Raw genomic sequence first — 13,200 nt, forward strand, 5'->3', positions numbered from 1 at the left:
CCCCGATCACCGCGCGCTCGATCAACGGGTACGAAAACGCCGGCGCGAGGCCGGCGTTTTCATGTGCAGCAGTGACTGACCGGCTTACTTCTTGATCAGGAACTCTTCGACCTTCTTGCCCTTGGCGGTATGCGCGGCCAGCCAGCGCGGCTGCTTGCCACGGCCGGTCCAGGTTTCCTTCGGGTTGGCCGGGTTGCGGTACTTCGGGGCGACCTTGCCGAGCTTGCGTACGGCCTTGGCCGGGGCCTTGGTCGCCTTGCTCGCGGCACGGCCACGTGCGGCCGGGGCGGCGCCGCCGAACAGCTCTTCCACCGAATAGCCCTGGGCCTTGGCCAGCTTGGTCAGCTGCGCGCGGACCTTGGTGATCGCCGGACGCTTGGCGACGATGGTCTGCTGCTTCTTGGCGTTCTTGATCAGCGCGCCCAGCTCTTTGGCGGACAGGCCGCTCAGGTCGATACTCATCTACTACTCCGCAATGTATTAAGGACAGGGTGAGCCGGTCCTTGGCATCGGAAACAGCATACATTCTCTTTTGCGAAATACACAAACAAACCGGACATATTGAAACCGGCGGCACCATTGAAAAGGCCGGGATATTGCACCCGGCCCTGTCATCACTTCGTCAATTTTGCCAGCAGTGCGTCCCGGTCGAGGACCTCCGCTTCGGCCGCGCTGCGCGCGCGGTATTCGAAGGTACCGGCGGCGACGCCGCGCTCGGACACCACGATCCGGTGCGGCACGCCGATCAGTTCCATGTCGGCGAACATCGCGCCCGGGCGCAGGCCGCGATCATCCAGCGCCACATCCAGGCCGGCCGCCTGCAGCTGCGCCAGCAGGTCAGAGGCGGTGGACGACACCGTTTCGTCCTGCTTGGGGTTGATCATGCAGACCACGACCTGCCACGGCGCCATCGCATCCGGCCAGATAATGCCGGCGTCGTCGTGATTCTGTTCGATCGCCGCGGCGACGATGCGCGAAATGCCGATGCCGTAGCAGCCCATCGCCAGTACTGCGGCCTTGCCGTTTTCATCAAGCACGGTTGCATTCAAGGCCTGTGCATATTGGCGGCCGAGCTGGAATACGTGGCCGACTTCGATGCCGCGCGCGACTTTCAGTTCACCGCCATCGGCGGCGCGGTCACCGGCCTTGGCGTTGCGGATATCCGCTACCTCCGGCTCGGGCAGGTCACGGCCCCAGTTGACGCCGGCGATGTGGAAACCGGCTTCATTGGCACCGATGACGAAATCGGCCAGCGCGGCGACGTCACGGTCGGCCACGATGCGGATCGGCTGTGCCGGGTTGAGCGGGCCGAGGAAGCCCGGCTCGCTGCCCAGATGCGTGGCGATCTCCGCCTCGCTGGCCATGCGGTAGCCCTGCAGGCCCTCGACCTTGCCGAGTTTGATTTCATTGACGTCGTGATCGCCGCGCACCAGCGCCAGCACGAAACCGGCCTCGCTCATGATCGCGATCGACTTGACCGTGCGCTCCAGCCCCAGGCCGAGCAGGGCGGCCACGGCCTCGCAGGTTTTCTGCGTGGGTGTATCGATTTTGCGCAGCGCTTCGCTGGCGGCCGGGCGCTCGCCCGGGGCCGCGGCGATGGCCGCTTCCATATTGGCCGCGTAATCCGAGCCGGTGGAAAACACCAGCGCGTCTTCGCCCGAATCGGCGATCACGTGGAATTCCTGCGATGCATCGCCACCGATGGCACCGGAGTCGGCCTGCACCATGCGGAAATCCAGACCCAGGCGGCTGAAGATGCGGCTATAGGCCGACTTCATGTTCTCGTATTCGCGCACCAGGCACTCATCGTGCAGGTGGAAGGAATAGGCATCCTTCATCAGGAATTCGCGCGAGCGCATCACGCCGAAGCGCGGCCGGATCTCATCGCGGAACTTGGTCTGGATCTGGAAGAAATTGACCGGCAGTTGCTTGTAGCTGGACAGCTCCTGGCGTGCAAAGTCGGCGGCGGCTTCTTCAGCGGTCGGGCTGTAGCAGAACACCTGCTCCTTGCGATCCTTGATCTTCAGCAGCTGCGGGCCGAACTTTTCCCAACGGCCGGTGGCTTCCCACAGTTCCTTGGGCTGGATCGTCGGGATCTGGAATTCCACCGCACCGGCACGCTCCATTTCCTCACGCACGATGCGCTCGACCTTGCGCAGCACGCGCAGTCCCAGCGGCGACCAGGTGTACAGCCCCGAGGCCAGCTTGCGGATCATGCCCGCGCGCAGCATCAAGCGGTGGCTGGTCAGCTCCGCGTCGCTGGGGGTTTCCTTGGTGGTGTGCAGGTGGAACTGGGAGAGGCGCATCGTCGGCTTCGCTGAACGGCAGAAGCCGATATTCTGCCAGTCCGGCCGCCGCGATGGGTGTTGCGGGCAGTTTTGGCCCCTTCACCCGGTTCAGCGGCTCAGGCCTTGGGCGTGCAGTAGGCCTGGATGGCGGCCTCGGCCAGGGTTTTCTGGGCGCTGCGCTGCGCCTCGGTCAGCGCGGTATCGGCCTTGCCGTCACCATCGGTGTCCTGCATGACCTTGCCCGACCCGTTGAGCAGGGTGAGGTTGCCGCGGGCGTCGGTGCAGGCCTTGTTCTCCGCCGGGGCGGCGGCGGTCTCGCGCGGGACCGGGTCGCGGGCCTGGACCTCGCGGGCCTCGTACTTCTGCCCGGCCGGCGGTTTCTCCGAGTACTGGGTCACGCCGTTGGCGTCTTTCCACTTGTAGACGGTGCCGGCGCTGGCCGTGGCACTGGCGAGCAGCAGCAGGGCGGTCAGACGGGACAGGGCACGCATGGCAACTCCGGGAACGGGGCAGAACCGCGATTGCAGCACCCCGGGGCAGGTGCTGGCAAGCTAAACTCCCCGCATGGATCAGATGAAACCCCCGCCGCGCTCGCGCAGCATTTACCTGCTGCCCAACCTGTTCACCACCGCAGGCCTGTTCGCCGGCTTCTACGCGATCATCGCCGCGGCCAACGGCGACTTCGTCAATGCCGCCATCGCGGTGTTCGTCGCGGCGGTCATGGATGGCCTGGACGGCCGCGTGGCCCGCCTGACCGGCACCAGCAGCGAATTCGGTGTGCAGTACGACTCGCTGGCCGACCTGGTCAGCTTCGGCATGGCCCCGGCCCTGGTGATGTACCACTGGTCGCTGTCGTGGCTGAAATTCGACGATCCGGTGCTTGGCCGGGTGGGCTGGGCGGTCGCCTTCCTCTACGCCGCCTGCGCCGCGCTGCGCCTGGCCCGCTTCAATACCCAGGTCACCGTGGTCGACAAGCGCTGGTTCATCGGCCTGGCGAGCCCGGCCGCGGCCGGCCTGATGATGTCCTTCGTCTGGGCCTTCGCCGATGGCAACCTCGGCTGGGACGGCAACCAGCTGCGCTATGTCGCCCTGGGCGTGACCCTGGTGTCGGCGCTGCTGATGGTCAGCCGGATCCGCTTCTGGAGCTTCAAGGGCAGTGGCGAGCGGGGGCCGCGCGCCGACCGCGTGCCGTTCCTGGCGCTGGCCCTGGTACCGATCGCCATCGCGATCATGGTCATTGATCTGCCGCGCGTGCTGTTCGCGGTGGGCGTGGTGTATGCCTTGTCCGGCCCGTGTTACTGGGTGTGGCAGCGCACCCGCAAGACGGTCGAGCCGAACGCGTGAGCGGGCAGGCGCTGCCGCCATTGTGGTCGCCGGCGCAGCAGTCCTGGCTGCAGGCGATGGGGTATACGGTGTTCGTCGACGGCAGTGTCGAGCCGGAGGCCGCTGCGGTACCTGACGTCCAGCTCAGCGCGGCGCCGCTCGCCGAGTCGGCCGCGCCCGTGCGCCAGTCGCGGCCGGCACCGGCGATGGATGCGCCCGCACCGGTGCGCCGAAGCGCGCCGCGCACGGTCGAAGAAGGCGCGCCGGCGCCCGTCCCGGCGGCCACGCCGGCACGCGCAGGCGGAGGCCGCCGCGCCGCAGTGCGGATGCCCGATCGCCTGCAGATCGCCCTGTTGCGCGCCTCCGGCTGCAACCCGGCCGAGCCGGACACCCAGGCCTTGATGGCCAGCTGGAACCTGGATGACCTGCGCAGCAGTGCCGCCGCCAAGCGCGCGTTGTGGCCGCAGCTGCGCGCCCTGCGCAAGCGGGGCCGCCCGTGAGCGCGGTGAGCTCGCCGCGGCCGTTGTCGTTGCGCGCGCTGCGCGAAAGCGACCTCAATGCGGTGATGGCCATCGAGGTGCGCGGTTACCCGTACCCGTGGACCCGCGGCATCTTCCAGGACTGCCTGCGTGCCGGTTATCCCGGCCTGGCGATGGAAGAGGATGGCCTGCTGATGGGCTATGGCCTGCTCAGCATCGCCGCCGATGAAGCGCATATCCTCAACATCTGCGTGGACCCGCTGTGCCAATCGCGCGGTCACGGCCGCTACCTGCTGCGCGCGCTGGTGAAGCTGGCGCGTGACCACGGTGCGCACCGGGTGTTCCTGGAAGTGCGCCCGTCCAATACCTCGGCGGTGGCGCTGTACCACAGCGAAGGGTTCAACGAGATCGGCCGCCGGCCGCGCTATTACCCTGCCCGCGACGGGCGCGAGGATGCGCTGGTGATGGCCATCGAGCTGGTCGACGACGACATCCAGGTGATGCCGCCGCTCTGACAGCGTGGTGTAGAGCCACCCATGGGGGGGCTCTACGCCATCCGCAGCACTATCGCCCCGAGCACGATCAGGCCGGCGGCGATCCAGCGTTGGCGGGTAACGCGTTCGCGCAGGAGCCAGGCCGAGATCAGGATGCCGAACAGGATCGAGGTTTCGCGCAGTGCGGCGATCATCGCGATCGGCGCGACCGTCATGGCCCACATCGCCAGCCCGTAGGAGACCAGCGTGCCGATGCCGCCGGTGATGCCGTAGCCCCAGTTGCGGCGCGCATAGTCACGCAGCGCGCTGGCGCGTGTGCACAACGCCCACAGTGGCAAAGGCAGGCCGGAAAGCAGGAACAGCCACAACGTGTAGCTCACCGCGGCGCCGGAGTGACGAGCGCCCCAACCATCGACCAAGGTGTAGGTGGCGATGACACCGGCATTGAGCAGCGGCAGCCACAGATGCTGGCGCGAGGTGCCGCGGGTCATGCACAGGATGCCCAGGCAGATCAGCCCGATGCCGGCCCACGCGATCCATGCCAGGCGCTCACCCAGAAACAGCGTGCTGATCAGCGCGACCAGGATCGGCGCGCAGCCGCGCATCAGCGGGTAGGACGCGCTCATGTCGGTCAATTGGTAAGTACGCGCGACAAGCACGTAATACCCGGTTTGGAGCAGGGTCGAGGCAGCCAGCCATGGCCAGCTCTGCGCGGCGGGTGTGGGCACGAACGGCAGCGCGATCGCGGCGATCACCGCCGCCGAGCCGGTGACCAGGATCGTGGTCAACAGCGTGTCGGTGCCGCGTTTGACGATCGCGTTCCAGCTGGCATGCAGCAGGGCGGCGAACAGCACGATGCAGAAGAGGGACAGCGACATCGTGTCGGCGGTCATTCAATCCGTGGACGAACCCGCATCATGCCGCAGATGGGCAGGCATCGGGCCCGTAACCGCGCGGGCGGGCCCTGCCTACGTTATCGGCCCAGGGTAGAGCCACCCCATGGGTGGCTACACGCCATCCCGCCCCGGAAGGCAGCCACCCATGGCGTGGCTCTACCCGTGCGCTTACAGCTTCGCGCGCTGCGACCGCAGACCGTCCAACTGGGCAGTCCATTCGGCCAGGCGCACGCGCTCCTGCTCGACCACGGCCGCCGGCACCTTGTCGGTGAACTTGGCCAGCTTGGTCTCGCTCTTTTCCTTCTCCGATTCCACCCGGGCGATTTCCTTGTCCAGGCGCGCGCGCTCGGCACCCAGATCGACCAGGCCCTCCAGCGGCACCAGCAAGGTGAGATCGCCCACGATCGCGGCGGCGGCCGGCGGCGTGTCGCTGCCGTTGGCCAGCCACTCGATGCGCTCCAGCTTGAGCAGGAACGACAGCGAGGAGGTGAAGCGGGTCATGCGCGCGCGGTCGTCGTCGCTGCCACCCTGCAGCAGCAGCGGCACCAGCTTGGACGGCGGCACGTTCAACTCGCTGCGCACGCGGCGCAGGGCGTTGACCATCGACTTCAGCCATTCCACGTCGGCTTCGGCGCGGGCGAAATCACCGGCGAACTCCCCGGCGGTCGGGTACGGCCGCAGCGAAATGGTGTCGTCGGTGATGCCCAGGCGCGGGGCGACCTGGCGCCACAGCTGCTCGGTGACGAACGGGGTCAGCGGGTGCAGCAGGCGCAGCAGCGCTTCGAGCACGTACAGCAGGGTGTGGCGGGTGCTGTTGGCATCGTCGGCATCGGAGCCGTTGAGGGCCGGCTTGGTCAGCTCCAGGAACCAATCGCAGAACTCGTTCCAGGCGAATTCGTACAGGCACTGCGCCAGCAGATCGAATCGGTAGTTGGCGTAATGCGTCTGCGCTTCGGCCGAGACCGCGGCCAGGCGCGCGAGGATCCAGCGCTCGGCATCGGTGCGCGGCTGCGGCACGCCGGTGAAGCTGCTGCCCTCGGTGTTCATCAGGGTGAAGCGGCTGGCGTTCCACAGCTTGTTGCAGAAGTTCTTGTAGCCCTCGGCGCGGTTCATGTCGAACTTGATATCGCGGCCGTGAGTGGCCAGCGCGGCGATGGTGAAGCGCAGCGCATCGGCACCGTGGGCGATGATGCCCTCCGGGAATTCGCGTCGCGTCGCCTTCTCGATCTTAGGCGCGTCCTTGGGCTTCATCAGGCCGGTGGTGCGCTTGGCAACCAGGTCCTCGATGGAGATGCCGTCGATGATGTCCAGCGGATCCAGCACGTTGCCTTTGGACTTGGACATCTTCTGGCCCTGCGCATCGCGGATCAGGCCGGTGATGTAGACGTCCTTGAACGGAATCTTCCCGGTGAAGCTGTCGGTGGCCATGATCATGCGGGCCACCCAGAAGAAGATGATGTCGAACCCGGTGATCAGCACCGACGACGGCAGGTAGCGCTCGAAACCGCGCGCGTCCATTGCCTGCTCGTTCGGCCAGCCCAGCGTGGAGAACGGCCACAGCTGCGAGGAGAACCAGGTTTCCAGCACGTCGCTGTCCTGGTGCAGGGCGAGGTCGGCGGCGAGGGTGTTCTTCGCGCGCGCTTCGGCTTCATCACGGCCGACATAGCAGTTGCCCGCATCGTCGAACCACGCCGGAATGCGGTGGCCCCACCACAGCTGGCGGCTGATGCACCAATCCTGGATGTTCTCCATCCAGTGGCGGTAGGTGTTGATCCAGTTGGCCGGGACGAACTGGATGCTGCCGTTCTCGACCAGCTCCAGGCCGCGTTTGGCCAGCACGTCCATCTTCACGAACCACTGGTCGGTCAGGTACGGCTCGATCACCTGCTGGGTGCGATCGCCACGCGGCACCTGCAGCTTGTGTGCCTTGGTTTCGACCAGGATGCCCAGGTCTTCCAGCTCGGCCAGGATCACCTTGCGCGCTTCGTAACGGTCCAGCCCGCGGTACTTCTCCGGGGCGTTGTCGTTGATCGCCGCCACCGGGGTGAACAGGTTGATCATCGGCAGGTTGTGGCGCAGGCCGACCTGGTAATCGTTGAAATCGTGCGCGGGGGTGACCTTGACCACGCCGGTACCGAACTCGCGGTCGACGTAATCATCGGCGATCACCGGGATCTCCCGATCGGTCAGCGGCAGCTTGACCATTTTGCCGATCAGGTGCGCATAGCGCTCGTCTTCGGGGTGCACCATCACGGCGGTGTCGCCGAGCATGGTTTCCGGGCGAGTGGTGGCCACGGTCAGGGTGCCGCTGCCATCGGCCAGCGGGTAGCTGATCGACCACAGGAAGCCGTCTTCCTCCACGCTCTCCACTTCCAGATCGGAGATGGCGGTCTTCAGCACCGGATCCCAGTTGACCAGGCGCTGGCCACGGTAGATCAGGCCCTGCTCGTGCCAGCGCACGAACGCCTCGACCACCGCTTCGGACGGCTGCGGGTCCATGGTGAAGGTGCTGCGCGACCAGTCGCTGGAGGTGCCCAGGCGGCGCATCTGGCGCTCGATGGTGTCACCGGACTGCGCCTTCCACTCCCACACCTTCTCGATGAAGCCGTCGCGGCCCAGCGAATCGCGGGTCTCACCGGTGTTGGCCAACGCCAGGTTGCGCGACACCACCATCTCGGTGGCGATGCCGGCGTGGTCGGTGCCGACCTGCCACAACGTGTCGTAGCCGCGCATCCGGTGGTAGCGCACCAGTGCATCCATCAGGGTCTGCTGGAAGGCATGGCCCATGTGCAGCGTGCCGGTCACGTTCGGCGGCGGCAGCAGGATGGTGTACGGCTCGCCCTTGCCGGACGGCTTGAAATGGCCGGCCTTCTCCCACGCGTCGTACAGCGCGGTTTCAAAGGTTTTCGGGTCGTAGCTGGAGGCGAGTTGGGTCATGCGGGAACCAGGATCGAATACGGAAGGTGGGGGTGCCGGAAGCTCAGCGCCCTAAGGCGCGGCGGATCTTCTGGTCGGTATGGAATTGTGAGACCGCGTAGGCGGCCCAGATCGCGGCGGGCAGCCAGCCGATCAGTGTGATCTGCAGGATCAGGCAGAGGATGCCTGCGATCGGGCGGCCGATGGTGAAGAAGGCGAACCAGGGAAAGATCAGGGCGATCAACAGGCGCATCAAGGGTCTCCGGGGGCGGCGGCGACCAGACGGCGCCGCGCGGGTTACATGTCGTACTTGTTCAGGTCAAAGCCCAGCGCCTTGTACTGGCGCCAGCGCTCGCGCAGCGGTTCGCGCGCCTCCGGGTCGGCCGGGACCACTTCCAGCACGCGGTCGCAGGCCGCCAGATAGGGATCGTCGCGCAGGTTGATCACCAGCGGCCGGGCCGGGGCCTCGGTGCCGGGAACGGCGATCAGCACCAGCGCCTCTTCCTCGTCCATGTCTTCGCCGGCGATCTGGTGCGGGATGTAGGCATCGTTGTCGAACGCCCACAGCAGCTCGTCCAGCTCTTCGGCCTGGGCCTGGTCGCGTGCCAGCACCAGGGTGAACAACCCGGCGTCATTGGCCTTGCGGGCCAGTTCGCAGACCAGGCGCAATGGCTCGGTCAGGAAGCGGGGCTTGGCGATCAGGTAGAAATCAGCACGGGACATGGCAGGGCCTGGAGCGGAGGGAGAACCCGGCGCCAGGCCGGGCGGGATCGCGGCCACCGTGGGGCGGCCGCGATCGGGCAGGGCATCAGGCGCGGGCGACCTGGTCCAGCAGCCACTGGCTCAGCAGGCCGACCGGGCGGCCGGTGGCCATGCCGCGCTTGCCTTCGTCGCTGGCCACGCCGGCGATGTCCAGATGCGCCCAGCGCTGGCCTTCGGCGAAGCGCGACAGGAAGCAGCCGGCGGTGATCGCACCGGCCCAGCGGCCGCCGATGTTGTAGATATCGGCGAAGCTGGAATCCAGCATCGGCTGGTACTCGTCCCACAGCGGCAGGCGCCAGGCGCGGTCGAACACGTGCTCACCGGCGGCCAGCAGCTCGTTGGCCAGGTCGTCGTGCTTGGTCATCAGGCCGGCGGTCTGGTGGCCCAGGGCGACCAGGCAGGCACCGGTCAGGGTGGCCACGTCGATCAGCGCGGCCGGCTCGAAGCGCTGCGCGTAGGTCAGGGCGTCGCACAGGATCAGGCGGCCTTCGGCGTCGGTGTTGCCCACTTCGATGGTCTTGCCCGACATCGAGGTGATCACGTCCGAGGGGCGGTACGCGTTGCCGTCGATGGCGTTCTCGACCGCCGGCACCACCACCACCAGGTTCAGCGGCAGCTTGGCCGTCACGGCGGCGACAAAGGTGCCGATGACGTTGGCGCCACCGCACATGTCGTACTTCATCTCTTCGATGCCGCCCTGGGTCTTCAGGTTGACGCCACCGGTATCGAAGGTGATGCCCTTGCCGACCAGCACGTAGGGCTTGGCGTCGCCGCCGTTGTTCCACTTCAGCACGACCAGATGCGGGCGATTGGCCGAACCACGGGCCACGGCCAGCAGCGAACCCATGCCCAGCGCTTCCATCTGCTGCTCGTCCAGCACCTCCGCTTCGGCGCCTTCATGCGCCTGCGCGAACGCAACCGAGGACTCGGCCAGGTAGGCCGGGGTGCAGACGTTCGGCGGGAGGTTGCCCAGCTCGCGGGCGTACTGCACGCCGGCGGCGATGGCCTGGCCCTGGGCCAGCGCCTGGGTGTCGGTGCCGGCGATGGCCAGCGTGGTCAGGCCCGGCTCGTCGGCCTTCTTCTTGCCCAGCGTGGCGCTGTAGCGGTAGGCGGCGTGGTCGGCGGTGATGATGGCCTGGCGGATGTTCCAGGCGGCATCGCGGCCCTTGACCTCGATCTCGGTCAGGGTGAACAGCGCATGGTGGTTGACCCCGCTCTTCAGGGCGCGGCTGGCATCGCCGACCGCCTTGAGGTACTGCGGGACGCCGAACTTGGCCGGCTCGCCCAGCCCGACCACCAGCACGCGTGCGGCGGTGACGCCGGGCAGATCGTGCAGCAGGGTCGTGTTGCCGGTCTTGCCGCCCACGTCGCCGCGGGCGATCAGGGCCGACAGGCGGCCGCCGGACGCAGTGTCCAGGGCCTGTGCCGCCGGGCTCAGGGTCTGGTCGGCGTAGGCGCCGACGATGACGCAATCGCACTCGGCCGAGGCCGGCGATGCGTGGTTCAGGGTGAATTCCAGGGCCATTGATCAGATTCCGTTGGCAAATCCGTACAATCGCGAGCTGTTTACGTCCCGTCAGTAGACTGGGCAGCACCGCGAACGAATCCGAGAGTTTAAACCACCGCCCCATGTCGAAGCTCGATCGCTATCTCCTGCGTGATTTCGTCCAGAGTTTCCTGGCCACCCTGATCGTGTTGCTGGTGGTGAGCGTCGGCGGTGTCCTGGTGGACATCCTCGGCAACATCGCCGACGGCCGCCTGCCTGCCCGCCTGCTGTTCTCACAGCTGGGCCTGCAGTTCATCGTCTATATGCCGCTGATCCTGCCGCTGGCGCTGATGCTGGGCCTGCTGCTGGCCACGGCCCGGCTCTACCGGGATTCGGAAATGGCGGTCATCACCGCCATCGGCGTCGGCCCCAAGCGCCTGCTGCGCCCCCTGCTGATGCTGGTGGTGCCGGTGGTCGGCCTGATCGGGCTGTGCTCGCTGTGGCTGGGCCCCTGGGCCGACCGTACCGGTGAGAAGATGATCGACGAGGCCAACCGCAGCGTGGTCATGGCCGGCCTGGAGGCAGGCAAGTTCACCTCCCTGCCCAATGGTGGCGTGGTCTACCTGTCCTCGGTCTCGCCCGACGGTACCCAGCTGGGCAAGGTCTTCATGCAGCGCCAGAAGGACGACACCATCGAGGTGATCTCCGCCGATCGTGGCCGGATGTACTTCGAAGGGGCCAAGCAGCGGTACCTGGAGCTCGACGAGGGTCATCAGGTGCAGGGCCCGGCAAACGGTGCGCTGGACTACAAGCTGATGACGTTCGCCCGCAACGACGTGGCGATGCCCGACGGTGCCGAGACCCGCAAGGACGACGATCCCGAGCTGCTGCCGACCACGCAGCTGTTCGGCGATGCGCGCCCGGAGGCCCAGGCGCAGCTGCACTCGCGCATCGCCCCGCCGCTGATCGCGCTGGCCTTCGCCCTGATGACCCTGCCGCTGGCCCGCAGCTCGCCGCGTCAGCAGCGCTACGGCCGGATGATGCTGGCCTTCCTGGCCTACATGGTGGGCATGAACCTGATGTTCATCGGCACCCGCTGGATCGCCGATGGCAAGCTGCCCGGCGCGGCGGGCCTGTGGTGGCTGACCCTGCCACTGCTGGCGCTCGCGCTGTGGATGTATTTCCGCGACGGCAAACTGTCGCGTCCCCGGAGGACCGCATGACCCTGTTCCGCCCCATGCGGTTTGATCTGTATCTGGGCCGTGCCGTGTTCGGCACTGTCCTGCTGACCTGGGCCGTTCTGGTCGGCCTGGACGTGGTGATGGCCTTCTCCGGCGAGTTCAAGGATGTCGGCAAAGGCAGTTACACCCTCGGCCATGCCGCGGCCTGGGTGCTCTACACCGTGCCCCGCCGCGCCTATACCTTCTTCCCGACCGCCGCCGTGATCGGTGCGCTGATGGGCCTGGGCCAGTTGGCCGCCACCTCCGAACTGACCGCGCTGCGTGCGCTGGGCCTGTCGCGCAAGCGGCTGAGTGCTTCGGTGGCGATCGCGCTGTCGCTGATGACCGCGGTGATGGTGTTCAGTGGCGAGACGATCGGCCCCTGGGGACAGAGCAAGGCCGATGAGATCAAGGCCAGTGCCAAGTGGGGCAACAGCCTGAGTGCAGCCCGCTACTCGGGGGTGTGGGCACGCGAAGGCGACACCTTCCTCAATGCACAGAGCGGCGACGAGCAGCTGGAGTCCGGTGGCGGCACGCGGCTGGTGCTGCACGATGTGCGTCTGTACAAGATCGCCGATGATGGGCGTCTGGCCTCGCTGACCTATGCCACCACGGCCGAGCATGGCAAGAATGGTTGGGTGTTGAACAAGGTCCGCCGTGACACCTTCGGTGAGCGGTCGGCGACGCGCGAGAGTGTCGAGTCGGAGCCGTGGGCATCGCGCCTGGATGCGGCGGCGTTGGCCAGTGGTATTTCCAAGCCGCGCAATCTGACGGCGTCGGATCTGCGGACCAGTATCGAGTACCGCAAGCGCAATGGTCTGGATTCGCGCGATTACGAGGATGTGTACTGGAGCCGGTGGTTCTATCCGCTCAATGTGCTGGCGCTGTGTCTGGCGGCGGTGCCGTTCGCGTTCGGTTCGTTGCGCAGCGGTGGCATGGGCAAGCGGTTGTTCCTGGGCATTCTGTTCGCGTTGGGGTTCTGGTTGTTGCAGTTGTTCTTCGGGCGTATGGCGGGTGCGTTGAAGTTCGATTACCGGATTGCGTATGCGTTGCCGCCGATTGTGATGATGGTGGTGTCCGGGTTGTTGTTCCGACGTAAGTCGGGCTGATTCATCTGCTCAAACTCCAAATCCAAAGCCGAAGCCGAAGCCGAAGCCGAAGCCGAAGCCGAAGCCGAAGCGGCCTCCATGTGCTCTCGAGCTAGGCGCGACGGGCTCGCCATTCCGGGACCCGCCGCAAGTACGTCCATGTAGGCTCGTGTGCTGCCATCCATGGCAGCACACGGTCCCGGCCTGGCAATCCCGCCGCGCCTCCGACAGTGTGCTGGTGGGGGAGG

General features: G+C 66.8%; 12 protein-coding genes and 1 pseudogene. 5 read left to right on the forward strand and 8 right to left on the reverse strand.

The genetic code is table 11. The features are described from left to right. Positions 1–87: 87 nt before the first annotated feature. The 3 genes and pseudogenes from ABE463_RS03770 to ABE463_RS03780 all read right to left on the reverse strand — a co-directional run. A pseudogene (locus ABE463_RS03770) lies at positions 88–462 on the reverse strand (H-NS histone family protein); the annotation flags it as partial. Between the two features lie 152 nt (positions 463–614). Continuing rightward, positions 615–2,306, reverse strand: coding sequence for a proline--tRNA ligase (locus tag ABE463_RS03775; RefSeq protein ID WP_346467310.1), 1,692 nt, complete (start codon positions 2,304–2,306; stop codon positions 615–617). Between the two features lie 98 nt (positions 2,307–2,404). After that, positions 2,405–2,779, reverse strand: coding sequence for a DUF4124 domain-containing protein (locus ABE463_RS03780; protein WP_346467311.1), 375 nt, complete (start codon positions 2,777–2,779; stop codon positions 2,405–2,407). Between the two features lie 73 nt (positions 2,780–2,852). Here ABE463_RS03780 and pssA point away from each other — a divergent pair, with 73 nt between their 5' ends. Genes pssA through rimI form a run of 3 tightly spaced genes read left to right on the forward strand, consistent with a single transcriptional unit; the run spans position 2,853 to position 4,605 of the window. After that, positions 2,853–3,632, forward strand: coding sequence for a CDP-diacylglycerol--serine O-phosphatidyltransferase (pssA, locus tag ABE463_RS03785; RefSeq protein WP_346467312.1), 780 nt, complete (start codon positions 2,853–2,855; stop codon positions 3,630–3,632). Then, positions 3,629–4,111: a hypothetical protein gene (locus tag ABE463_RS03790; protein ID WP_259261786.1), complete on the forward strand. Its 483-nt coding sequence runs from the start codon at positions 3,629–3,631 to the stop codon at positions 4,109–4,111. The genes pssA and ABE463_RS03790 overlap by 4 nt, the downstream gene beginning before the upstream one ends. Next, positions 4,108–4,605, forward strand: a complete 498-nt coding sequence (gene rimI / locus ABE463_RS03795; RefSeq protein ID WP_121042847.1) for a ribosomal protein S18-alanine N-acetyltransferase — start codon at positions 4,108–4,110, stop codon at positions 4,603–4,605. Before ABE463_RS03790 ends, rimI begins: the two co-directional genes overlap by 4 nt. Positions 4,606–4,637: 32 nt before the next feature. Here rimI and ABE463_RS03800 read toward each other — a convergent pair whose 3' ends face one another. From ABE463_RS03800 to ABE463_RS03820, 5 genes are all read right to left on the reverse strand, one after another. Further along, positions 4,638–5,462, reverse strand: a complete 825-nt coding sequence (locus ABE463_RS03800; RefSeq protein WP_346467313.1) for a DMT family transporter — start codon at positions 5,460–5,462, stop codon at positions 4,638–4,640. A gap of 186 nt (positions 5,463–5,648) precedes the next feature. Beyond that, complete coding sequence (locus tag ABE463_RS03805; protein ID WP_346467314.1) at positions 5,649–8,417, reverse strand: valine--tRNA ligase; 2,769 nt, start codon at positions 8,415–8,417, stop codon at positions 5,649–5,651. Between the two features lie 43 nt (positions 8,418–8,460). Then, positions 8,461–8,649, reverse strand: a complete 189-nt coding sequence (locus ABE463_RS03810) for a YqaE/Pmp3 family membrane protein (RefSeq protein ID WP_088432079.1) — start codon at positions 8,647–8,649, stop codon at positions 8,461–8,463. A 44-nt stretch (positions 8,650–8,693) separates the two neighbouring features. Beyond that, the gene (locus ABE463_RS03815) at positions 8,694–9,119 is read right to left on the reverse strand and encodes a DNA polymerase III subunit chi (RefSeq protein WP_019182556.1); all 426 of its coding nucleotides are present in this window, start codon (positions 9,117–9,119) and stop codon (positions 8,694–8,696) included. 85 nt (positions 9,120–9,204) lie between these two features. Next, entirely contained in the window at positions 9,205–10,683 is a 1,479-nt protein-coding gene (locus ABE463_RS03820) for a leucyl aminopeptidase (protein ID WP_259261789.1), read from the reverse strand. Positions 10,684–10,787: 104 nt separating this feature from the next. Here ABE463_RS03820 and lptF point away from each other — a divergent pair, with 104 nt between their 5' ends. Together lptF and lptG are read left to right on the forward strand one after the other, a co-directional pair. Further along, positions 10,788–11,867, forward strand: coding sequence for an LPS export ABC transporter permease LptF (gene lptF, locus ABE463_RS03825; protein WP_346467315.1), 1,080 nt, complete (start codon positions 10,788–10,790; stop codon positions 11,865–11,867). After that, positions 11,864–12,973 (forward strand): LPS export ABC transporter permease LptG, encoded by a 1,110-nt coding sequence (gene lptG / locus ABE463_RS03830; RefSeq protein ID WP_259261790.1) that lies wholly within the window; start codon positions 11,864–11,866, stop codon positions 12,971–12,973. Before lptF ends, lptG begins: the two co-directional genes overlap by 4 nt. Positions 12,974–13,200 lie beyond the last annotated feature (227 nt).

The sequence above is a fragment of the Stenotrophomonas sp. TWI819 genome, from assembly GCF_039673075.1.
Taxonomy (GTDB): domain Bacteria; phylum Pseudomonadota; class Gammaproteobacteria; order Xanthomonadales; family Xanthomonadaceae; genus Stenotrophomonas; species Stenotrophomonas rhizophila_B.